The sequence below is a fragment of the Streptomyces sp. NPDC021749 genome (assembly GCF_040640655.1).
GTDB lineage: Bacteria > Actinomycetota > Actinomycetes > Streptomycetales > Streptomycetaceae > Streptomyces.
This window is the reverse complement of the sequence record NZ_JBFACE010000037.1, coordinates 57,979-79,095: the sequence shown is the minus strand read 5'-3', so window position 1 is coordinate 79,095 and position 21,117 is coordinate 57,979. Positions and strand designations below refer to the sequence as shown.

Genomic DNA, 21,117 nt, shown 5'->3' with positions numbered 1-21,117 from the left:
GCCAGAAGGGCGTCCAGGCTGGTAGTCACACACGAGCCAACGGGCGCCCTTCGCCATAGTTGCGGCCAGCACAAACATCGGACTCATTCATCTAGGCAGGGGCTGCCGGGCGTAGCACCATCGGCCGTAGGGGCCCGGCCCGAACCCGCTCCGGTCCGGACCCTCCGGACACAGCTCGATAGGTCCGCAGAGACCGACGCGGCTCCACCATCTCGACGTTCCCCACTGTGAGCGCACCGGCGCCGGTGTTCGACACCGCGGCACCCGACGCGCCGGTGCCGGAATCGACACCGTCATGAGACTGCTTGCTGAGCGGCGGCCGGACGTAGAGGCCCGGCCCGACGCCCTTCGCTCTCCCCCTCTCGGCGCGGACCTCGGTCTGCTCCTCCTGCGCCTGGCCGTCGGTCTGCTCATGGCCGGCCACGGCGCCCAGAAACTCTTCGGCTTCTACGGCGGCTACGGGCTCGGCGGAACCGGCAGGGCGTTCGCCGCACTCGGCTTCCACCCGGGCAGGTTCTACGCGGGTCTGGCCGGGGCCTCCGAATTCCTCGGCGGGCTCGGGCTCGCGGCCGGTCTGTTCACCCCGCTCGCCGCGGCCGCCGTCATCGGCGTGATGATCAACGCGATGATCCTCGGCGTGCCCCATGGGCTCTGGGCCAACGACAGCGGCATCGAGTACCCGCTGTTCCTGGCCGCCGTCGCCCTCGCGATCGCGGCGACCGGCCCCGGCCGCTTCGCGCTCGACAGACCGTTCCGGTGGCGGGACGGTGGTCTGGGCTGTGCGGCCTTCGCCCTGGGGGTGGGCGGACTGGGCGCCGCACTCATACAGCTACTGGGCCTGTGACGGCGAGGACCGCCTTACGTCGCGCGCGGCGCCGGGCCGGCCTGCCCCCCGGCCGTGCACGGTCCTATGCTGAGGGCGATGTTCGCCCCCGAAGGTCCCACGTTCCGTGAACTCGCCGTTCAGGCGCTGTCGTCCGTCGAGCGCGGCTACGACCTGCTCGCCCCGAAGTTCGACCGCACACCGTTCCGGACCCCGGAGTCGGTGCTGGCTCCCGTGTCGCGGGTGCTGCGGGAGCTCGGCCCGTTCGGCAGCGGCCTCGATCTGTGCTGCGGTACGGGCGCGGGCGTGGACGTCCTGCGGCAGGTGTGCCGGGAGCGGGTGACCGGGGTCGACCTCAGTGCGGGGATGCTCGCGGTGGGCCGCGCCCGGGAGCCGGTGACCGCCCAGGCGCCGCGGGTGGAATGGGTACGCGCGGATGCCCGGGCCCTGCCGTTCGGGCCGGTCTTCGACCTCGTGGTGAGCTTCGGCGCGTTCGGGCACTTCCTGCCGAGGGAGTGGCCCGGGCTGTTCGCGCAGGTCCATGCCGTGTTGCGGCCGGGCGGCCGGTTCGCCTTCCCGATCGCGGCGCCGTCCCCGCCGGGGTCGGCCGGGTACTGGATGCTGGCGGCGTTCGACGCGGCGATGCGGGTCCGCAATGCGCTGTGGCGCCCGCCGTTCGTCATGTACTACCGGCCGTTCCGGCTGGGCGCCGTCCGCGCGGAGCTGGCGCGCGCCGGCTTCGCCGTACAGCTGCACGCCCTGCCGGAGCTCGGCCGGCGCGCGGACGGCAGCCCCCGCTGCCGGCTCGTGGTGGCCACCCGGTCCCGGGCGGTGTGACGCGGCGGCGCCGGCCGGCCGCGTCCCGCCCGGGAGGCCCGACCGGGCGTCGCCTCAGGGGCGTTGGCAGGCCGCGGACAGTCGTCGCAGTGTGGACCGCATACCGGCGCGGTTGCGTGTGGCGCGGCGGGCGGCCGGGGTGCCGGTGAAGAGCAGTCCGAGCGTTTCGGCGATGCGGGAGCGCCATCCGCCGCGCCGGTGGTCGATCCAGTACTCGGTGACCCGGGTTCCGCTGCCGTCCGCCGTCGGGGCGAAGCGGTAGCCCCACCGTGCCACCGGCAGGCCGAAGGTGGCGACGTCGAAGGCGAACTCCCGGCCGGGCTCGTCGACCACGATCCGGCAGTGGGTGAACCACACCCAGCCGGCCCGGCGGTTGAACCCCACGAACCGGTCACCGCGCCGCCACACCCCGATGACCTCCGGACTCCACTCCTTCATCCGCCGGACGTCCGCGACGGCCTGATGGAGGACATGCGGCGGGGCGGCGCATTCCAGGGATTCCTCGACGGTCCATTCACGTGCGGTCATCGTCCGGCTCCTTCTGGCACGGTGCCGGCCGCGGTGGCGGGGGCGTGGGTACGGGCGGCCACGACCGTGGCAGCGTCGAGGATCTGGCGGGTGATGGCGGCGGTGTCGGACAGCACGGAGAGGTGTCCGCAGCGCGGCCGTACGACGAGGCGGCCGTCCCGGCATGCCGCCAGGAAGCGGCGCTCGTCGCGGCGGAGCTGGTCGCGGGCGCCGTTCACCAGCCAGACCGGGCCCGGATAGGCCGAGAGCAGGGAGACCGGGTCCATCCCGCACACGGTCTCGATGACGCTCGGCATCAGCTCGCTGCTCAGACCGCCGGCGACCATGGCCTCGGCCAGCGGGGCGGGGAGCGCACGGCGGAAGGCGTAGGCGCTCAGCCGGTCGGCCCGGTCGGGGTGCCTGCCGGCGAGGCGCGCCGCTCCGCGGTAGGCGGTGCGGAGCAATCCGCGGGGCACGGCGGTGCAGCCCATCGCCATCAGCCCGCTGACGCGTTCCGGATGGCGGGCGGCGGTGGCCGTCGCGACGTAGCCGCCCAGGGACAGGCCGATGAGCATGGCCCGGCCGCCGACCTGGTCGACGGCGTCGGCGACCGCCGCCACGGCGCCGGGCAGGGTGAACGGTTCGCCGCGCCGGGAGCCGTGGCCCGGCAGGTCGGGTGCGACCGCGGGGTGGCGGGTGCCGATGGTGTGGATCACGGGGTGCCACATCGTGCCGCTCACGCGCATGCCGTGGACGAAGACGAGAGGCAACGCGGCCTCTTGGGGTGGGGGTGGTGTCATGCCCGGCACCGTAACAGGAAGTGCAACGCAACGTTGCGTTGTTTTTCACGCTAGACTTCCTCCCATGAGCGGACGTGGGCAGCAGGGCGGAAGCGAGCGGCGCGGCGGGCAGGGCGAGCGGAGCGGGCTCGCCGAGGGGAGGCGGGCCGGTGGGCCGCGGAAGGCGCAGGAGATCTTCGACGCGACGCTGGATCTGCTCGCCGCGCACGGCTATGAGGGGCTGACCATCGAGGGCGTCGCCCAGCGGTCCGGCGTCAACAAGACCACGATCTACCGCTGGTGGCCGTCCAAGGGAGCGCTTCTGGGTGCCGCACTCATCGGGGCGCGGCGCCTGGAGTTCGAACCGCCCGACACGGGGAGCCTTCAGGGCGACCTGGAGGCCCTGCTGGGAGCGATCGTCACCCTCCTCACCGCACCGCCGTCCTGCGACATCGCGGTGGCAACCCTCGGCGCGGTCACGCACAGCCCCGAACTCGCCGTCCATATAAGGGAGTTCTTCGCCGACCGGCTCACCCGCGAGCTGCCGGTCTTCGACCGCGCGGTGGCCCGCGGCGAACTCGCGGCGGACGCCGACCGCACTCTGCTGGTGGACCTGCTGGCCGGCGCCGCCTGGTTCCGGCTGACGTTGCGCCAACTCCCGCTGGACGAGGACTTCGTGTCGCACGCCGTCCGTACCGTCCTCAAGGGGGCGGACACTCCGCAGGCGGAGTAAACCTTCTGTTGCCTCATCAACTACAACTTTACGAATTCTTGGTGTAGTTGAACCACTTTTCACTCCAGTCTCAATGGCAACAGCCATGGACACGGGGGAAGAGACACGAGGAGCGGGCGCACGATGACCACGATGACCCGGGGGACGAACCGGTGGACGAGCGGCGGCATACGGTCGGCAGGCCGGGGAACGGTGCTGTCCGCGGTGGCACTGGGGCTGGTGACGGCGATGGCCGCACCGGCCGTCGCGGCGGACGACCCGACGCGTGAGCAGATCATGGCGGACTGCGCCTCCGGCGAGGGCAAGTGCAGCTTCAACGAACCGGTGCTCGGCAAGGCGTACCTCGGGAACTTCCACCAGGTCTCCGACTCGCTCTACAACTGCAGCACTTCGGACGCCACGCAGTCGATGGGCTGGACGGACACCGTGGGGTCGACGGACTCCGCGGGCGTCTCGGTGACCGCCGGCGGCAAGATCGCCGGGCTGATCGACCTGAGCGTCACGGCGACGTACAGCCACACCTGGTCCAGCTCGCACACCGAGAACAGCTCCCTCACCATGACGGTCAAGCCCGGTGAGGTCGGCTGGATCTCCCGCGCGCAGGTCATGCAGAAGGTCTCCGGCACCTGGCAGACGCACTACGACAGCCCGAAGTGGGGCCACTACTACTGGTTCGTGCCGGACACCGTCACCGGTCCCGCGGCCAACGGGACGGACGGGCAGAGCAACGCGGTGACGGTCAAGACCCGCAAGATGACGTCCGCGGAGAAGGCGTCGTGCGCGTCCGGCGGCAAGCACGGGCGGGCGTTCGTGGTGCAGCACTGACGCCTGCGCCGGTGCCGCCTCCCGGACGACGGGAGGCGGCACACCACCAGCGGCACCCCGACCGCGAGCGGTCGGCGCCCTCCGTCTAGTCCAGGACCTCGGCCGCCTTCGTCCTCGGGCCTCCGGCGTCACCGGTGTTGAGGGTGCCGGCCGGTTCGAGCAGCAGGACCGCGGTCTCCTCGTCCGCGACGGGGCAGTGCTCCACCCCGCGGGGCACGACGCCGTACGCCGGTCAACGCGCCCCGTACGCCGGCCGCCCCGCCCCGTACATCGGTCACGGCCTGGCGGCCCTCCCTGCTCGTCGACGCCCTGTTGCGCCGCCGCATCCACCAGCTGCACACCGCCCTCGGGCCCGCGGGCGACGTCTTCGAGGCCGAGTCCCGGCTGACGTTCGTACGGGAGCGGCTGCACAAACACCTCGCCACCTGGCCGCCGCGTTCGCCCGGCCGGGCGGGAAGCCGTCTGGCCGCCGAGTTGCGGGAGTTGCTCGACGCGCATCTCGCCACCGGCCTCACGCTCCGGGAGGCCGCCGCCACCCTGCACGCCCACCCGCCCCATCTGATCCGCTGCTTCACACGTGCCTACGGGCTGCCGCCGCACACCTATCTCACCGGCAGGCGGATCGAGTCGGCACGCCGGCTGCTGCTCGACGGCCGGCGGCCGGCCGCGGTGGCGGCGGCGGTCGGGTTCCACGACCAGGCGCATCTGAACCGGCACTTCACCCGTCACCTGGGCACGACGCCGGCACGGTTCGCCACGGGGGCGGCCCACGGCCGCAGGCACCTCATGTGCCCGTAGTGGTGACCTCGAAGTCGCGGAGCCGTACGGCCGGCGGCGGCAAGTCCTCCCCCACCCCCGCACCCCCACACCGAAAGGAACTCGCCATGCACCTCCCCACCCCCGAACGCCTACGAGGACCTCACGGCGGCCCTCGCGCCCTTGTGGACGCACGGTGCACCGGAACTCGACGGCCTACTGGAGGAGCTCGCGGCCCACGGCCGGATCCGCCGCGACGCGCTTCCCGCCCTGGCCCTCACCGACGAGGGCCGCGCCGTACACGCGGAGGCGGCGGCGCGCATCGCCGCCGCCCGCAGCACCGTGATGACGGGCCTGACCCCCGACCAGTACACCGAGGCGATACGCGTCCTGTCGGTGATGGCGGACAACCTCGCTGCGGACCTCGCCGCCCGGGCACCGGAGGGGGCGTGACCGAGGCGGTGTCCCGAGACCGCACTTCGGGCCGCGCCGACCGGAAAAGACCCTTGTTCCGGCCAACTCTCATGGTGCACAGGTTTGTTGCGCTGCGTAGTTGCCAAGGGTCCCGCCATGACGCATCGGTCCGCCCCCGCGCCGAAGGTGCTCGTCACCGACCTGGACGGCACCCTGCTCGGCGGTGACCGCGTGGACCGGCGGCGGTTGCGGGCGGCGCTGGACCGGCACCCCGAGGTGACCGTGGTGTTCGCCACCGGCCGCTCGCTGGCGTCCGTCGAGCGGATCCTGGACCGGGACCCGCTGGTCCCCCGGCCCCGGTGGATCATCGCCGACGTCGGGGCGAGTGTGGTCGACGGATCGGACCGGAGCCGCGTCGACGTGGTGCAGAACCAGCTGCGCGAAGGCTGGCCGGGACAGCGGCGGGTGCGCGAGCGGATGGCGCGGTTCCCGGAGCTGGAGTACCAGGAGGGGGTGGTCCAGGAGGGCCGCTGCTCGTTCTTCCTGCGACCCGAGCGGCTCACCGACGAACTCACCGCCGCCGTAAAGGAGTTGGGCTGCGGCTGGACGTACTCGGGCGGGCGCTACTTCGACGTGCTGCCGGCCCCGGCGAGCAAGGGACGGGCGCTCGCCCTGCTCGCCCGCACACTCCAGTGGTCCATGGGGTCGGTGCTGGTGGCCGGCGACTCGCTCAACGATCTGTCGCTGTTCGCACTCGGCGCCCACGGCGTCGTGATGAGCGGAGCGGAGCCGGGCCTGCGGGAGCGGGTCGCGGACCGCGCCGAGGTGTGCCGGCCGGACCGGGCCGGCGCGGGCGGCATCCTCGCCGCCCTGGAGCACCTGGGCTGGACCGAGCGTACGCACGCCGTGGTGGTGGGGTACCACCGGCCGCCGGTGCGCTGGGCCGACGGGCGGTGGCGGCGGCCGGTGAGCCCCAACGGCGTCCTGCCCACCCTGCAAGGCCTGTCCGGCGCCGACGGGCCGGACGGGGTCTGGGCCACCGCGCTGGTCGAGGACGGCACCGCACCGCACACCGCTCCGGAGCCCGGCCGCCCGCACCGCACCGGGCTTCCGCTGGCGTTCCTGCCGGTGGACGGCGTGCAGTGGACGCAGTACTTCCACCGCGCCTGCAAGGAGACGCTGTGGCCGGTGCTGATGTCGCAGCCCGGCCGGATGCGGTACGGCGCCGCTGCCTGGCGCCACTACGAGCGGTTCAACGCCCGCTTCGCCGACCACCTCAGTGCCCATGCGGCCCGTGACGCCACGGTCTGGCTGCACGACTACAACCTGTGGCTGGTGCCCGGCATGCTGCGCGCCGCGCGCCCGGATCTGCGGCTGGGGCTGTTCCACCACACGCCCTTCCCGCCGGCGGACGCCTTCGGCCGGCTGCCGACCGCGGAGCAGCTGCGCGACTCCCTCGCCTGCCTGGACTGGGCCGGGTTCCACACCGAGGCGTTCGCCGGCCATTTCCGGCAGGTGCTGGCCGGCGCCGCGCGGATGCCCCGGACGGGAGTGCATCCGCTGGGCATCGACCGCCGGGCCGTCGAAGCGCTGGCCCGCGCACGCAGCCACCGCGCCGCTGCACCCCGCGGCGGGCCGGCCCTGGTCCTGTCGGTGGAACGCCTCGACTACGCCAAGGCCCCGCTGGAGAAGGTCCGGGCGGTCGACGCACTGCTCGCCCGGCACCCGTCACTGCGCGGTGCGTTGGTGTTCCGGCTGGTGTGCCCGCCGCCGGAGCCGGGAATCCGGATCCACGACGCCACCCGGGCGGCCCTGGAGCGGGCCATCGCCGAGGTCAACGGGCGCTGGGGCAGGGGTGGTTGGCGGCCGATCGACCATCTGCCGCGGTCCCTGCCGTTCGCCGAGGTGGTCGACCACTACCTCGCGGCGGAGGTGTTCTGGGTGACCTCGCTGCAGGACGGGATGAACCTCACCGCGAAGGAGTTCATCGCCAGCCACGCCGCGACCGGCCGTTCCGGGGTCCTCATCCTCTCCCGGCACACCGGCGCCGCCGCCCAGCTCGGCGCCGCGGCCCTGCTCACCGACCCGCGCTCACCGCAGGACCTCGTGGACACGCTGTACCGGTCGCTGACCATGACGCCCGGTGAACGCACCGCCCACCTCGGCCGCTTGGCGGCGCTGCTCGACGATCCGCCGCCCGCGCGCTGGGCCCGCGACATCCTCACGGCCATCCGCGGGGCGGCGGAGGACCGGGAGCCCCGGGCGTAGACCCCGCCTGGCCGAATTTCCGCCCCTTCACTCAGGGTGCGCACGCACGTACAGCGGGTATCACCCCTCCGCACCACTTCTCCGCACCATCCCCCTTTTCGTTTCCCCCTCTCCCCCTTCGCGCCTCACCCCTTCGCGCTCCCGGGAGCCGCTCATGAAGCACACCCACCCCCAGCCCGGCGACATCGGGCTCACCCGCATCGACGGCGTCACCGGCCGGCTGATCCGCTTCGGGCAGTGGATCAACGGCGACGGCTTCGCCGACTACGAACACGCCTTCCTGGTCCTGCCCGACGACCGGCTGCTGGAGGCCGAGCCGGGCGGGGCGCGCATCCGGCCGCTCTCCGGGTACGACGGCGCCGAGGTGCTCTACGTCTGCCCGAAAGGGCTCACCGAACGGCAGCGCTCGGCCATCTGCCGGGCCGCCACGCGCTATGCCGGCGTGCCCTACAGCTTCCTCGACTACCTCGCGATCGCCACGCACCGGTTCCACGTGCCCGTTCCGGGCCTGCGCCGGTATGTCGCCAGTACCCGGCACATGATCTGCTCCCAGCTCGTCGACCAGTGCTACCAGGACGGCGGGGTGCATCTCTTCGCGGACGGCCGCTGGTCCGGCTATGTGACGCCGATGGCGCTGTACACGCTGCTCGCCACCGACTGAGCGGGCCGACCGGCCGGCCGGGGGCGACGGTCCGTTCCGCGTCACCGTCTCCCCCGGCCGGCTCCCGCACCGGCCGACCGGCCCGTGTCAGGTACCGGGCTTGCGTCCGTAGACGTGGACGTCGTCGCCGGTACGCAGCAGGGACCAGTACTTCGCGGCGTCGCCGCTGCGCATGTTGACGCAGCCGTGCGAGCCGGGGGCCGACCAGACGCTGCCGCTGATGGAGTGGAAGGCCTGCCCGCCGTCGAAGAACTGGCTGTAGGGCATGGCCACGTGGTACAGCGTCGAGACGTGGTGCAGATGGCGCCAGTAGATCTTCTTGGCGCCGGTGCGGGTCTCGTACCCGTCCCGGCCGCTGCGGATCGGCACCGGCCCGTAAACCAGCCGGGAGCCGTCCTGGATCCAGCTGAGCTGGCGGGTGAGGTCGACGCAGGCGATGCGGCCCTTGTTCGTCGGGCAGTGGTGGGCCTTGTTCGGTTGGTGGCCGGCCGCCCGCTGCTGGGCGACCAGGCGCATCACGCCCCAGGTGACGGGCCCGGCGTAACCGATGTTCGGGGTGATGCCGTGGCTGGTCTGGAAGGCCCGGATCGCCCGGCAGTCGGCGGCCGACTGCCGGCCGTCGACGGGCAGTCCGAGGAAGCGCTCGGCCTGCTTCTGGTAGGGGCCGCGGGAGGCGGTGCAGGCGGAGGCCGCGGAGGCGGCCTGGGCCGGGGAGCCGAGGGCGACCGTGAGCGGAACGGTCAGCGTGGTGAGGGCGAGCGCGGCGGCGGCCCGGCGTCCGGCACCGGGCCTCCGCGCTATGCGCCGCGGTATGCGCAGCGAGAATCGTCTTTTCATGCCCGGTAGGACTGTTTGCCCCACTCGCTGGTTGCAGCCGTGACCGACCCGGAATATCGGATACGCCGGATCCGGCCGCCGGTCCCCTTTGTGGTGGTGACGCGGACGGACCGGCCTCCCACGATTCCTGCGCCGGGCTTGCGACGATGGGCGCCGCGGGGGACTCCGTCGCCGCCAAGGAGGCTGCCATGACCGCCAGCACGGACCTGCTCGTCGATGCCTTCGGCCGTGTCCGGGAGGCCGTCGAGGAAGCCGTCACCGGACTCGGTCCGGACGAGCTCAGCACCCGCCCCGAGGACGACGCCAACTCGATCGGCTGGCTGGTCTGGCATCTGACCAGGATCCAGGACGATCACCTGGCCGGGGTGGCCGGCACCGAGCAGCTGTGGACGTCGGACGGCTGGTACGAGCGCTTCGCTCTGCCGTTCTCCGCCGATGACACCGGTTACGGCCACTCCCGCAAGGAGGTGGCGGCGGTGAAGGACCTGGGCGAGGAGCTGCTGACCGGCTACCACGAGGCCGTCCACGACACCACGGTGCAGTATCTGGCCGGCATCGACGACAAGGACCTGAAGCGGGTCGTCGACCGGTCCTGGACCCCGCCGGTCACCATGGGCGTCCGCCTGGTCAGCGTGATCGCCGACGGTCTGCAGCACGCGGGCCAGGCGGCTTACGTGCGGGGGCTGCTGGGGTACTGAAGGCCCCGCCGGTTCAGGTCCTCGGCGGCAGGCGGTGCAGCACGACCTCGGCCAGCCGCCCGGAGGTGATCTCCGCGGTCATGTACGTGCAGTACGGCTGGCGTCGGCGGTCGGTCGGGGAGCCGGGGTTGAGCAGGCGCAGCCGGCCGTCGGCGACCGAGTCCCAGGGGATGTGGCTGTGCCCGAAGACCAGGACGTCGAGGTCGGGGTAGCGGGCCGCGCAGCGGCGCTCGCGGCCCTGGGCGGGGCCGGTTTCGTGCACCACGCCGAACCGCAGGCCCGCCAGGTCGGCGTAGGCCACCTCGGGCAGCCGGGCACGCAGTTCCGGGCCGTCGTTGTTGCCGTACACCCCGATCAGCCGCCGGGCGCGGGCCTGGAGCAGGTCCAGGGTGGCGGTGTCGACCCAGTCCCCGGCGTGCAGGACGGCATCGGCGCGCGGCACCTCGTCGAGCAGCCGGGGCGGCAGGGCCTTGGCGCGCTGGGGGAGATGGGTGTCGGAGAGCAGCAGGAGTCGCACGAGGCGACGGTAGCCCTCCCCCGAAGGCCCGGCACCTCGGCGTGCGCCCCTCCTGTGCGCCCCCGGTGTCAGCGTTCCTGGGCGGTCGGCCGGACCGTGATCTCGTTGATCGCGACATGGGCCGGCTGGGTGATCACGAAGGCCAGGCAGCGGGCGACGTCCTCGGCCCGCAGCCAGCTCTCCTGCGGCATGCCGTGGGCCGCGGCGGCCTGGCCGCCGAGCGTCATCTCCGTCGTGGTCATGCCCGGTTCGACCAGCCCGACCCGGACGCCGCGTCCGGTCACCTCCTGCCGCAGCGCTTCGCTGAAGGAGCACACCGCGTGCTTGGTGGCCGAGTAGACGCTGTTGTCCTTCCGCGGCACCCGGCCGGCGACCGAGCTGACGGTCACCAGGTCGGCGACGCCGCGCGGGCCGGCGGCCGCGGCGCGGAGCAGATGCGGCAGCGCGGCGTGCGACATGCGCAGGACCGCCCGGAGATTGAGGTCGACCATCCGGTCCCAGTCCTCGGGGTCGCTCCGCTCGACGGGGTCGCGTGCGCCGTAACCCGCGTTGTTGACCAGGACGTCGAGCCGTCCGAAGCGGGCGACGGTCTCGTCGACGGTGCGCTGGGGCCGGGCCGGGTCGGTCAGGTCCGCGGCCACCGCCAGGGACGGGGCGCCCAGCTCGTCGAGGGTCGCGGTGAGTTCGGTCAGCCGCCCGCCCCGGCGGGCGATCAGCGCGACGGACGCGCCCTCGCGGGCCAGTGCCAGTGCGGTGGCCGCGCCGATGCCGCTGGAGGCGCCGGTCACCAGGGCCACGGTGCCGGCCAGCGGTGGGCGGCCGGCGCCGGCGGGCGCTCCCGCGGTTCCGGCCCGGTCGCCCGCGCTGCCGTGGTCGCTCTCTGCGGTGTGCATCTCCGCCGCTCCTCCTGGTCACTCGTATGAGGACCGTGCCGGTCGCTCGTGTGGCGAGCCTTGCCGCTCCCGCCCTGCCGTTACCCCTCCGCGGGGCGGATTCACCTGGGGAGCGCCGTGGTGGGTGATCTCGCTCGCCACGGGGTGGTGCCCGGCAGGCATGGCGTGCCTGCCGGGCGGGCGGTGCGGCGCGGGTCAGTGCGGGGCGAGCTCGCGCGGAAGGTGGTTGTGCTGGAGGAAGGACTGCAGGGTGCGGTCCCAGGTGCGGGCGAAGCCCAGGGCGAGTTCGGTCGTCCCGCGGACCGGGAGCGGGAGGTGCCGTTCGGCGGCGAAGCCCATCATGCGGGCGACGGCGCGCCAGAGCCGGGCGTCGGTGGTGCGGCCGACCGCGGCGTGGTGCACGGCGAGCAGGTGGGCGGCGAGCTCGTCGCCCGCACCGGCCGCGAACCGCCACCAGTACAGGGCGCTGTCCCACTTGTCGAGCGTGTGGAGGAGGCAGCCGAAGGTGCGTGCGCCGGCCGCGTCGTAGTCGGCCGCGAAGGCGCCCAGGGTGTCGATGTCCTTGGAGCGGAGCACGATGTGGCACAGCCGCCGGGCCTCCGCGAGCACGGCCGCGGGCGGCACTTCGGGGTCGAGGAGGGGGGTGGGCCGGCGGCGCCGCCGGCCGCGGGCGGCCGCCGGGCGTACCGGGGCCGGGCGGACGCCGCCGACCGGTCCGCGGGTGACGGGGTCGGGTTCCCGGCCGGTGCCGTCGGCGATGCGGGCGGCCAGCCGCTGGGTGAAGGCCACCGGGTCGTGGTCGGCGAACTCCCGGCCGATGGCCTCGGCCTGACGCCGTAGCAGGTCAACGAGCACGTCGTCGAGCATCACGCGTCCTCTCCGGTCCCGAAGGAACCGTTCGTCATGATCTCTTTGAGCCGTTGCAGGCCGATGCTGGTGCTGACCTTGGCGGCGCCCGGGGTGGTGTTGAGCCGCTCGGCGATCTGCTCGTAGGAAAGGCCCGCGAGGTGGCGCAGGCGCACGGAGTTGGCCTGCAGCGGCGCGGTGGCCTCCAGTTCGTCCAGGGCGAGGTCGAGCGGTTCGCAACTGCGCAGCTCCTGGAGGTAGGCGGTGTCCGGCGGGTCGGCGTAGGGCTGGACCCGGCTGTTGCGGATCTCGCGGCGGTAGAAGTCGGAGATCACGCCGTGCAGGATCGTGTAGGTCATGGCCTTGGGGTTGACGTGGGCGAGGATGCGTTCCCATTTGACGTACATCCGGCGGCCGGCTTCCAGCGTGGCCTCCTCCGCGTCCCGGCGGTCCCGGAGCCGGGCGGCGGCGATGGAGAGGAGGGCCTTCTGCTCGCGCTGGAAGAAGACTTCGAAGTCCAGGGGCAGATCGGTGGGGCTGGCCAGGGGAGAGTGCTCGTTCACCGGCTCTCCTCACAGGGGGAGCCGGCCGGTGACCGCAGCGGGGGCGGGATGATGTCCGGGAACGCGCCGGGGCGCGGGCGGTACGGGCCGAGGGGACCGCGCGGGCCCGGTCCGGCGTACGGACGGGCGGGGGCGTACGGGTGCTCCGCGCGGGCCAGCGAGGCGGTGCGGACCACGCGGCGGACAAGGGCGTCGAGTCCTGTGGCGGTCAACCGGTAGACGCCGACCAGTGCCAGCGCGTACCAGGGCCATTCGTGCCGCAAGTGCTCCACGTGCCCTCCCTTCTTGTGAGGTGCAGCCCCGCTCCGCGTCGTTGCGGAGGGGGCGGAACGGAAAGGCGTTCCTGTCCCTCTCACCGATCGGAGGGGCCCTCAGGGTTAATCAGGCTGCGCACAGAATCAGCAGAAAGTGATCGATCAATTGCACACCGTGCTTCCGACCTGCGCTTTTGCTTATGCGGAGTGATCAACGCCACATTGACGCAAGGTTTCATCACCGGTAACTAGCGTTCGAAACCCGCCTGTTGGGTTCGTGCCGAACGCGACGGTGCGTCAGCAGCACCGGTCTCCCCGCCGATACGGACGGTGGCACGCACACCCCGTGGCCCGACGAGCCGTTGCACTGGCCAGAGGTCCGTGCGCGGTGCATGCGTGCCTGCGCAGCGCATGCACCAAGAGCTCCGGATGCGCTCGGCGGACACCCCCCGGAGCGGGTGGGTGATCGCCGGCACCCCGGGAGAGATGCGCCACGGCACGGGGGTGCGCCCCTGCCGGTCACCGCGGGTGCACCCTGCGCAGGCACGGCCGCGCCACCACGGCAAGGGGGCAGGGCGGGCCCCAGCGGCGCTACCGCGCGCTCTGCCCGGCCCGACTCGGCCCGTGGTTGTCTCTTGCCCGTCGAATTCATGGCGCCGCACCGGGAATTGCCGCAGAGTGCATGAGCACCCCGCACCACCGCACTCGACCGCGTCATCCGCTACGGCGTCGGGTTTCCTGAATAGCCGCCAGGAAACTGCGCGGCGAGCGAGGGGAGCAACGCATGGAATTTCCTCAGGTATCGGAACCGACCACCCGGGGCGAGTTCCGGGGCAACGGGGTCCGGGGCCTCACGGCGGCGGCCGTCCTGCTGGCGGCCGGGGCGCTGAACGTGGCGGCCGAGCAGCCCGCCGACGCGGTGAGCGGCGGCACCTGGGACCGGCTGGCCGGGTGCGAGAGCGGAGGGAACTGGCGGATCGACACGGGCAACGGATTCTCCGGGGGGCTGCAGCTCGCGCACCGCACCTGGCGCTCGTTCGGCGGCCAGGCCTACGGATCGCGGGCCGCACGGGCCACTCGCGCACAGCAGATCCAGGTGGCGGAACGGGTGTTGGCGCGCCAGGGCTGGGGGGCCTGGCCCGCCTGCTCGGCCCGGCTGGGCATCAACTCGGCGGCCCGGCCCAGCACTCCACGGCCCGGCACGGCGCACTCCGCACCCCGGCGGCACGTCCAGGCACCGACCCACCACCGACTCCGGCACCCGCACTTCCACGAGAAGCGCCACCACGAAAAGCTCCGCCATGACAAGCACGCCGTGCGGCACCGGAGTACCAGCGGCACGATCTTCGTCAATTCCGGTGACACGGTGAGCGGTATCGCCGCCGCCCACGGATTCCGCTGGCAGGAATTCTACCGGTTCAACCGCAACGTGATCGGCGCGAATCCGAACCTCATTTTCCCGGGCACCCGGCTCGCGGTACCGCGCTCACACTCCGGCTCCGCCGAGTGAATTCGGCGGTCCCGGCGGGGCGTTGGGGATCCCCGGACCGCCGGCGCGCCGGATGACCGGGTGACCCGGCCGCGCGGGTGCGCCGGATGACGCACGGTGAGGGTTGCAGGCCGTCCGTGGCGCCGCGGACGGCCTGCCCGCATGCCCGGCCGACGGCCGGGCCGGCAGGCGGACGGGTCCGGCCGCGCCGAGGGCTTGAGCCTCTCAGGCGGTCGCGTACACGCGGGTGGCGAACTCGGCGATCTGGCGGTCGCTGAGGTTCTTGGCGAGGTTCTGTTCGGTGATCATGCCCACCAGGCGGTGGCCACCGGCGACGTCGATCACCGGCAGACGCTTGATGTGGTGGTTCTCCATGGTCTGCAGTACCTCGTTGGCGTCCGCGTCGGCGTCGATCCAGTGCAGTTCCCCGCCCAGCGAACCGGCCTGCACGGTCGCCGGATCCACGCCTTCCGCACAGCAGGTGATGACGATGTCGCGGTCGGTGATCATGCCCATGAGCTTGTTGTTGTCACCGCAGATGGGCAGGGCCCCGACCTGCAGGTCGCGCATCATCTTGGACGCGTCCTGGAGCGATTCGTGGGCGCCGATGCAGCGCACACCGCCGGTCATGATGTCTCGGGCTCGCAGCTTGCCGGCCATGATTCCTCCTGTCTCAGGAGCGTTGCTTGCCTCGCCCTTCGATGACACCACGAATGGCCCCTTGACGCTTCCCGGGAACGGGCCCGGCCGCGGCGCCCCGGGCGTAGGGTCGGAGCCCGTGACGTCGAATCCCTTCTTCGAGCCGAGTGATCTTCCCTACGAGCTGCCGCCCTTCGCGCGGATCCGCACCGCTCACTACCTGCCCGCCTTCGAACGCGGCATGGCCGAGCAGTTGGACGAGGTCGCGGCGATCGCGGGCGGGGCCGCGTCACCGACCTTCGAGAACACCGTGGAGGCGCTGGAACGCAGCGGCGCGCTGCTGGACCGGGTGCGCCGGGTGTTCTTCAACAAGGCCGGGGCGGACACCGACGACGAGATCCTGGCGCTGGAGGCCCAGATCGCGCCCCGGCTGGCCGCCCACGACGATGTGCTGCTGCTCGACCCCGGTCTGTTCGCACGGCTGGACGCCCTGCACGCCCGGCGCGAGCAGCTCGGCCTGGACGCGGAGCAACTGCGGCTCCTGGAGCGCCACCACACGCTCCGGGTGCGGGCCGGCGCGCGGCTCACGCCCGTACAGCAACAGCGGTTGCGGGAGATCAACGCCCAGATCGCGACCCTGTCCACGCGGTTCGAGCAGAACGTGCGGGCGGCCACCGCCGACGCGGCGCTGGTCGTGGACAGCGCCGCGGAACTGTCCGGACTCCCCGAGGACCAGATCGCCGCGGCGGCGGAGAACGCCCGGGCGCTGGGCCACGAGGGCCGGTTCGCGCTCGTGCTGAAGAACTTCACCCAGCAGACCGAGCTGGCCGCCCTGGACGACCCCGCGCTGCGGGAACGGCTGCTCGCCGCCTCGCTGGGGCGCGGCGCGGACCGCAACGGTCCGGTCGCCGTCGCCCTGGCCCGGCTGCGCGTCCAACGCGCCGCGCTGCTCGGCCATGCCAGCCATGCCGCCTGGGAGGTCGCCGACCGGACGGCCGGCACCACGGACGCGGTGGAGGGGATGTTCGCGCGGCTGACCGGGCCCGCGATGGCCAATGCGGAGCGGGAGGCCGCGGCGCTGGCCGAGGCGGCCGGCGTGCCGCAGATCCGCGCGGCCGACTGGCAGTACTACGCGGAGCGGGTCCGCAAGGAGCGGTTCGACCTCGACGCGGCCGACCTGCGGCCCTACCTGGAACTGGAGGCCGTGCTGTACGACGGGGTGTTCCACGCCGCCGGGCTGGTCTACGGGATCACCTTCACCGAGCGGCCGGACCTGGTGGCGTACCACCCGGACGCCCGGGTCTTCGAGGTGCACGACGCGGACGGTGGTCCGCTCGGGCTGTACCTCGGCGACTTCCACGCCCGTGCGTCCAAGCGGGGCGGGGCCTGGATGAACTCGCTGGTGCTCCAGTCCCGTCTGCTGGGCCGGCGGCCGGTGGTCGTGAACAACCTGAACATCGCCAAGCCGCCGGCCGGCGAGCCGGTGCTCCTGACCTGGCGCGAAGTCCACACGCTGTTCCACGAGTTCGGGCATGCGCTGCACGCGCTGTTCTCGGACGTCCGGTATCCGCTGCTGTCCGGTACCCAAGTGCCGCGGGACTTCGTGGAGTTCCCCTCCCAGGTCAACGAGATGTGGGCGGACCGGCCGGAGGTACTCGCGCACTACGCCCGGCACCACCGCACCGGCGAGCCGATGCCGGCCGAGCTGCCGGCGCGGCTGCGCGCGGCGGAGAACTTCGGCGCCGGCTTCCGGATGGTGGAGCACCAGGCCGCCGCGGTCCTGGACTGGGCCTGGCACTCGCTGTCCGCCGACGACGGCCTGCCGGGCGCGGACGAGGCCGAGGCGTTCGAGGCGGCCGCACTGGAGCGGGCGGGCCTGGCCTCGGCGGCGATCCCTCCGCGGTACCGCACCGGCTACTTCAACCACATCTTCGCCCACGGCTACGCGGCCGGCTACTACGGCTACCGCTGGGCCGAGGTGCTGGACGCGGACACCGTGCGGTGGTTCCGGGAGAACGGGCGGCCGGTCCGCGAGAGCGGAGAGATCTTCCGTCGGGAACTCCTCGCCCGGGGCGGCAGCGTCGACGCCATGGCGGCGTTCCGCGCGGTGGTCGGACGCGACGCGGACATCGCGCCGCTGCTGGCCCGGCACGGACTGGACGGCACCGCGACGGAGGGGCGCGAGACGGACGGCGGCGGACTCGACGGCTGATCCGGGCGTCCGCGTCGACGAGCAGATCACCCGCATTCTCGACAGGCTCCAGCCCCACACGGACCGCATCGGCGACCTCACCAGGCGTCTGGCCGGCACGGGCGGCGGAGCAGTGCTTCACGTCGTGCGCTACTTCAACGACACCGACCACGCCCGGCCGGACGCTGCGGACGCCCCCAACCTCTTCGGCTGGCACCTGGACCGCAGGGTCCTGGACTTCCTCGGTGCAACCGGCGCCGAGCTCGGCGTCGACGAGTACGACATGGCCGGGGACAAGGACGCCAGGTGAGCAGGCGACCTCGCCCTCACCTGCGCGAAGGAGTCGTACTCCGACGGCGTGACCACGGCATCAGCAAGCCAGGAACCGGTCCTGCCGCGCGCCGTGCAGGCGGCCCGCCGGCAGCTTGCGGCCGAAGGCGACCAGCAGCAGGTCCTGGGCGCTGCCGGTGACCGGGGTGCCGGTGCCGAAGGACCAGTCGAGGTCATCGGCGTGCAGGGCGAGACCGCGGAGGTCGGCACCGAAGAACTTGGCGGACCGGAGAGTGACGTGGTCCAGCAGGACGCGCAGCCGGTCCTCGGGCACGCGGCGGTCGATCCCGAGGGCGACGGTGATGTCGAGGCCGTGGACGACGTCGTGGCCCAGCGCGGAGGCGAGCCCGCCGACCGGCGGCTTCCAGGGGTGGTGCGCGTGCTCCCGCAGGAAGCCGGCGAGCTGCCGCGGGGTGGCGGCCGCCGCGTCCTTGCGGGCGAGCCGGTCGGCCATCTTGTTGATGTTGCCGCCGGACCTGATGAGTTCGGCCGCCACCTTGGGCAGCGGGTGGCGGAAGCCCATCGACATATGGGCCGCGACCTCGCGCACCCGCCAGCCCGCGCACAGCGTCGGTGCGTCCCACTGCACCTCCGGCAGGCCGTCCAACAGGTCCGCCAGCTCCCGGCGTTCGGCCGCTATCGCCGCTTTGATGTCCATACCGTCAAGGATCTTGTCCGGTCGGCCATAAGTCCAAGAGCGGTGGGTTCTACCTCCCAGAAGCGGTGGTTATGGGGCTGGTTAGGATCACCGGTATGGAACTCCACCAGCTCCGGTACTTCGTCGCGGTCGCGGAGGAGGGCGGTTTCACCCGGGCCGCCGCCCGGCTGCACCTGGCGCAGCCTGGCGTCAGCGCGCAGATCCGGCAACTCGAACGGGAGCTGGGGCAGCCGCTGTTGGACCGGTCCGGCCGCCGGGTGACGGTGACGGAGGTCGGCGCGGCGGTCCTCGGGTACGCCCGGGCCGCGCTGGCCGCCGTCGACGGCATCCGGCACACCGTCGACGAGTTCACCGGACTGCTGCGCGGCCGGGTCGCGCTCGGCCTGGTCTCGGGCGCCGCTCTCGACGCCTTCGAGGTGCCGGCCCTGCTGGCCGACTTCCACGACGACCATCCCCAGGTGGAGATCTCGCTCACCGAGGACACCTCGGAGCGGATGCTGGCCGCGCTGCACGGCGGGGAGCTCGACCTCGCGGTCATCGGCCTGGCGCAGGAGGAGCCGCCGCCGGGCGTCTCACTGCGGCTGGTGGTCGATCAGCCGCTGGTCGCCGCGGTGGCCCCGGGCGATCCGCTGCTCAGCCCACCGGGCCGGACCGGCGTCCCGCTGGCCGAGCTGCGGGACCGTCCGCTGATCAGCCTGCCCCGCGGGACCGGTCTGCGCGGGGTGCTGGAGCGGTCCTGCGCCCAGGCCGGCATCCGGCCGCGGATCGCGTTCGAGGCGGCGGCCCCGGCGGTGCTGGCGCAGCTCGCCGCGCGCGGTCTCGGGGTGGCGGTCGTCCCGGCGCTGCCGCCGGACGCCGCTGCGGAGTACGGGCTGCGTACGCTCGCCCTCACCGATCCCCGGCCCCGGGGCCGGGTCGCGCTGGCCTGGCGGACGGCGGGGCCGGCCACGCCCGCGGCCAGGGCGCTGCTCGACCGGCTGCGCACGGCCCTGCCGGTGCCGGCGGCCGAGGAGGACGGCGGGCCGTCCCGGGGTCACCAGGGGCTGGGCGCGTAGTCCTTGAGGAAGCAGCCGTGCAGGTCCTCGCCCTGTTCGCCGCGGACGATCGGGTCGTAGACCCGGGCCGCGCCGTCGACCAGGTCGAGCGGCGCGTGGAAGCCCTCCTCGGCCAGCCGCATCTTCTCGGGGTGCGGGCGTTCGTCGGTGATCCAGCCGGTGTCGACGGCGGTCATCAGGATGCCGTCGGTCTCCAGCATTTCCCGGGCGCTGGTGCGGGTGAGCATGTTCAGCGCGGCCTTGGCCATGTTGGTGTGCGGGTGGCCGGGGCCCTTGTAGCCGCGGCTGAACTGCCCTTCCATGGCGGACACGTTGACCACGTACTTGCGGCGCGCGGGGGATGCGGCGAGCGCCGGGCGCAGCCGGCTCACCAGCAGGAACGGTGCGGTCATGTTGCACAGCTGGACCTCCAGCAGCTCGACCGGGTCGACCTCGTCGACCTTCTGGACCCAGCTGTTGGTGGCGTGCAGGTCCGGGACCAGCCCGCCGGCGTCGATCGCGGTGCCCGCGGCGATCCGGGCGGGGGTGGCGGAGCCGGTGGTCAGGGCGAGCGCGGTGATGTCGTCGGCGGTCAGTGCGCCGGCGGCGCCCGGGGCGGCGGGCAGTGCCGCGGGGGCACCGCTGCCGAAGTGCCCGAGGACCAGGGAGGCGGGCAGTTCGCCGGCCGGCAGCGGCGCGGACTCGGCGGCGAGAAGCTGTCCGTACGCCTCGGGTGAGCGGCGCACGGTCTGTGCGGCGTTGTTGATGAGGATGTCGAGCGGCCCTTCGGCGGCGACCGCGTCGGCGAGCGCGAGGACCTGCGCCGGGTCGCGCAGGTCGATGCCGACGATCTTCAGCCGGTGCAGCCAGTCGGCGCTGTCGGGCATGGCCGTGAAGCGGCGGATCGCGTCCTTCGGGAAGCGGGTGGTGATCGTCGTGTGTGCGCCGTCGCGCAGCAGCCGCAACGCGATGTACATGCCGATCTTGGCGCGGCCGCCGGTGAGCAGGGCGCGCCGGCCGGTGAGGTCGGTACGGGCGTCGCGGCGGGCCCGGTTCTCCTTGGCGCAGTCGCGGCACAGCTGGTGGTAGAAGGCGTCGACCTCGGTGTAGCGGGTCTTGCAGACGTAGCAGCAGCGGGGGCGCTGGAGGATGCCGGCGATCTCCGTGGTGACGGAGCTGGTGAGGGCCAGGCCCTGGGTCTCGTCGTCGATCCGGTCGGGGGCGCCGGTGGCGGTGGCCGCGGTGACCGCCCGGTCGTTGGCCGTCTTCGCCGCCCGGGATTCCTGCCGGCGGCGCTGCTTGACCTTGCGGTAAATGCCGGAGGTGGCGCGGCGTATGGTGATCGCGTCGGGGTGGTCGAGCGGCAGCGCGTCCAGCTCCTGGAGCACGCTCAGGCAGATGGCCATCCGCTCCGCGTCGATGCCCGTGCCCTCGGCCCGGCCTGTTTCGGTCACCGTCATCGCCGCTGCCGCTTCCTGGATCGTGTGTTCGGTTGCTGTACCGGCGGAACTGTACGGAGCGGAGGCCGGGTCCGCCAAACCGGTGCGGGGCCCGGTGCGCTCGCG

General features: G+C 73.0%; 24 protein-coding genes and 1 pseudogene. 13 read left to right on the top strand and 12 right to left on the bottom strand.

The window, feature by feature from the left end:
* Positions 1 to 295: 295 nt before the first annotated feature.
* Both AB0G35_RS29265 and AB0G35_RS29260 read left to right on the top strand, forming a co-directional pair.
* A complete protein-coding gene (locus AB0G35_RS29265; RefSeq protein WP_360955734.1) occupies positions 296 to 844 on the top strand; it encodes a DoxX family membrane protein in 549 nt (182 codons plus the stop codon).
* Positions 845 to 922: 78 nt separating this feature from the next.
* Positions 923 to 1,660 carry a class I SAM-dependent methyltransferase gene (locus AB0G35_RS29260; RefSeq protein ID WP_360955732.1) on the top strand — a complete coding sequence of 246 codons (738 nt, stop codon included), beginning with the start codon at positions 923 to 925 and terminating at the stop codon, positions 1,658 to 1,660.
* Between the two features lie 54 nt (positions 1,661 to 1,714).
* Here the strand turns inward: AB0G35_RS29260 and AB0G35_RS29255 are convergent, their stop codons facing one another.
* Entirely contained in the window at positions 1,715 to 2,188 is a 474-nt protein-coding gene (locus AB0G35_RS29255; RefSeq protein WP_360955730.1) for an SRPBCC family protein, read from the bottom strand.
* Positions 2,185 to 2,967 carry an alpha/beta fold hydrolase gene (locus AB0G35_RS29250; protein ID WP_360955728.1) on the bottom strand — a complete coding sequence of 261 codons (783 nt, stop codon included), beginning with the start codon at positions 2,965 to 2,967 and terminating at the stop codon, positions 2,185 to 2,187. The genes AB0G35_RS29255 and AB0G35_RS29250 overlap by 4 nt, the downstream gene beginning before the upstream one ends.
* Before the next feature lie 64 nt (positions 2,968 to 3,031).
* Between AB0G35_RS29250 and AB0G35_RS29245 the strand changes: the two genes are divergently transcribed.
* Together AB0G35_RS29245 and AB0G35_RS29240 are read left to right on the top strand one after the other, a co-directional pair.
* Positions 3,032 to 3,679, top strand: coding sequence for a TetR/AcrR family transcriptional regulator (locus AB0G35_RS29245; protein ID WP_360955726.1), 648 nt, complete (start codon positions 3,032 to 3,034; stop codon positions 3,677 to 3,679).
* Between the two features lie 123 nt (positions 3,680 to 3,802).
* Positions 3,803 to 4,504 carry a hypothetical protein gene (locus AB0G35_RS29240; protein WP_360955724.1) on the top strand — a complete coding sequence of 234 codons (702 nt, stop codon included), beginning with the start codon at positions 3,803 to 3,805 and terminating at the stop codon, positions 4,502 to 4,504.
* A gap of 85 nt (positions 4,505 to 4,589) precedes the next feature.
* Here AB0G35_RS29240 and AB0G35_RS29235 read toward each other — a convergent pair whose 3' ends face one another.
* The gene (locus AB0G35_RS29235) at positions 4,590 to 4,721 is read right to left on the bottom strand and encodes a hypothetical protein (protein ID WP_360955722.1); all 132 of its coding nucleotides are present in this window, start codon (positions 4,719 to 4,721) and stop codon (positions 4,590 to 4,592) included.
* Positions 4,722 to 4,816: 95 nt separating this feature from the next.
* Between AB0G35_RS29235 and AB0G35_RS29230 the strand changes: the two genes are divergently transcribed.
* The 4 genes from AB0G35_RS29230 to AB0G35_RS29215 all read left to right on the top strand — a co-directional run bounded on the left by AB0G35_RS29230 (position 4,817) and on the right by AB0G35_RS29215 (position 8,603).
* The gene (locus AB0G35_RS29230; protein ID WP_360955720.1) at positions 4,817 to 5,302 is read left to right on the top strand and encodes an AraC family transcriptional regulator; all 486 of its coding nucleotides are present in this window, start codon (positions 4,817 to 4,819) and stop codon (positions 5,300 to 5,302) included.
* A 141-nt stretch (positions 5,303 to 5,443) separates the two neighbouring features.
* Positions 5,444 to 5,713: a hypothetical protein gene (locus tag AB0G35_RS29225; RefSeq protein ID WP_360955718.1), complete on the top strand. Its 270-nt coding sequence runs from the start codon at positions 5,444 to 5,446 to the stop codon at positions 5,711 to 5,713.
* A 117-nt stretch (positions 5,714 to 5,830) separates the two neighbouring features.
* Complete coding sequence (locus tag AB0G35_RS29220) at positions 5,831 to 7,942, top strand: HAD-IIB family hydrolase (protein WP_360955716.1); 2,112 nt, start codon at positions 5,831 to 5,833, stop codon at positions 7,940 to 7,942.
* 154 nt (positions 7,943 to 8,096) lie between these two features.
* On the top strand, positions 8,097 to 8,603 hold the full coding sequence (locus tag AB0G35_RS29215; protein WP_360955714.1) for a hypothetical protein: 507 nt from the start codon (positions 8,097 to 8,099) through the stop codon (positions 8,601 to 8,603).
* 87 nt (positions 8,604 to 8,690) lie between these two features.
* Here AB0G35_RS29215 and AB0G35_RS29210 read toward each other — a convergent pair whose 3' ends face one another.
* The gene (locus AB0G35_RS29210) at positions 8,691 to 9,440 is read right to left on the bottom strand and encodes a L,D-transpeptidase family protein (RefSeq protein WP_360955712.1); all 750 of its coding nucleotides are present in this window, start codon (positions 9,438 to 9,440) and stop codon (positions 8,691 to 8,693) included.
* Between the two features lie 188 nt (positions 9,441 to 9,628).
* Here AB0G35_RS29210 and AB0G35_RS29205 point away from each other — a divergent pair, with 188 nt between their 5' ends.
* Complete coding sequence (locus AB0G35_RS29205) at positions 9,629 to 10,138, top strand: DUF664 domain-containing protein (RefSeq protein ID WP_360955710.1); 510 nt, start codon at positions 9,629 to 9,631, stop codon at positions 10,136 to 10,138.
* 13 nt (positions 10,139 to 10,151) lie between these two features.
* Here the strand turns inward: AB0G35_RS29205 and AB0G35_RS29200 are convergent, their stop codons facing one another.
* From AB0G35_RS29200 to AB0G35_RS29180, 5 genes are all read right to left on the bottom strand, one after another.
* Positions 10,152 to 10,655: a metallophosphoesterase gene (locus AB0G35_RS29200; RefSeq protein WP_360955708.1), complete on the bottom strand. Its 504-nt coding sequence runs from the start codon at positions 10,653 to 10,655 to the stop codon at positions 10,152 to 10,154.
* Positions 10,656 to 10,723: 68 nt separating this feature from the next.
* Entirely contained in the window at positions 10,724 to 11,548 is an 825-nt protein-coding gene (locus AB0G35_RS29195; protein WP_360955706.1) for an SDR family NAD(P)-dependent oxidoreductase, read from the bottom strand.
* Between the two features lie 195 nt (positions 11,549 to 11,743).
* The gene (locus AB0G35_RS29190) at positions 11,744 to 12,415 is read right to left on the bottom strand and encodes a hypothetical protein (RefSeq protein WP_360955704.1); all 672 of its coding nucleotides are present in this window, start codon (positions 12,413 to 12,415) and stop codon (positions 11,744 to 11,746) included.
* Positions 12,415 to 12,957: a sigma factor-like helix-turn-helix DNA-binding protein gene (locus AB0G35_RS29185; protein WP_360955702.1), complete on the bottom strand. Its 543-nt coding sequence runs from the start codon at positions 12,955 to 12,957 to the stop codon at positions 12,415 to 12,417. Before AB0G35_RS29185 ends, AB0G35_RS29190 begins: the two co-directional genes overlap by 1 nt.
* Positions 12,954 to 13,229: a hypothetical protein gene (locus AB0G35_RS29180; protein ID WP_360955700.1), complete on the bottom strand. Its 276-nt coding sequence runs from the start codon at positions 13,227 to 13,229 to the stop codon at positions 12,954 to 12,956. The genes AB0G35_RS29185 and AB0G35_RS29180 overlap by 4 nt, the downstream gene beginning before the upstream one ends.
* A gap of 766 nt (positions 13,230 to 13,995) precedes the next feature.
* Here AB0G35_RS29180 and AB0G35_RS29175 point away from each other — a divergent pair.
* On the top strand, positions 13,996 to 14,721 hold the full coding sequence (locus AB0G35_RS29175) for a transglycosylase family protein (protein ID WP_360955698.1): 726 nt from the start codon (positions 13,996 to 13,998) through the stop codon (positions 14,719 to 14,721).
* 204 nt (positions 14,722 to 14,925) lie between these two features.
* Here AB0G35_RS29175 and AB0G35_RS29170 read toward each other — a convergent pair whose 3' ends face one another.
* Entirely contained in the window at positions 14,926 to 15,360 is a 435-nt protein-coding gene (locus tag AB0G35_RS29170) for a CBS domain-containing protein (protein ID WP_360955696.1), read from the bottom strand.
* Between the two features lie 118 nt (positions 15,361 to 15,478).
* Here AB0G35_RS29170 and AB0G35_RS29165 point away from each other — a divergent pair, with 118 nt between their 5' ends.
* Both AB0G35_RS29165 and AB0G35_RS29160 read left to right on the top strand, forming a co-directional pair.
* Complete coding sequence (locus AB0G35_RS29165; protein ID WP_360955694.1) at positions 15,479 to 17,551, top strand: M3 family metallopeptidase; 2,073 nt, start codon at positions 15,479 to 15,481, stop codon at positions 17,549 to 17,551.
* A pseudogene (locus AB0G35_RS29160) lies at positions 17,550 to 17,840 on the top strand (DUF4279 domain-containing protein); the annotation flags it as partial. The gene AB0G35_RS29165 and the pseudogene AB0G35_RS29160, both read left to right, overlap by 2 nt.
* A 60-nt stretch (positions 17,841 to 17,900) precedes the next feature.
* Here the strand turns inward: AB0G35_RS29160 and AB0G35_RS29155 are convergent.
* Entirely contained in the window at positions 17,901 to 18,518 is a 618-nt protein-coding gene (locus AB0G35_RS29155) for a maleylpyruvate isomerase family mycothiol-dependent enzyme (protein WP_360955692.1), read from the bottom strand.
* Between the two features lie 95 nt (positions 18,519 to 18,613).
* Here AB0G35_RS29155 and AB0G35_RS29150 point away from each other — a divergent pair, with 95 nt between their 5' ends.
* Complete coding sequence (locus AB0G35_RS29150) at positions 18,614 to 19,573, top strand: LysR substrate-binding domain-containing protein (RefSeq protein WP_360955690.1); 960 nt, start codon at positions 18,614 to 18,616, stop codon at positions 19,571 to 19,573.
* Here AB0G35_RS29150 and AB0G35_RS29145 read toward each other — a convergent pair.
* Positions 19,552 to 21,012: an SDR family NAD(P)-dependent oxidoreductase gene (locus tag AB0G35_RS29145; protein ID WP_360955688.1), complete on the bottom strand. Its 1,461-nt coding sequence runs from the start codon at positions 21,010 to 21,012 to the stop codon at positions 19,552 to 19,554. The two genes, AB0G35_RS29150 and AB0G35_RS29145, sit on opposite strands and share 22 nt — an antisense overlap.
* Positions 21,013 to 21,117: the final 105 nt, after the last annotated feature.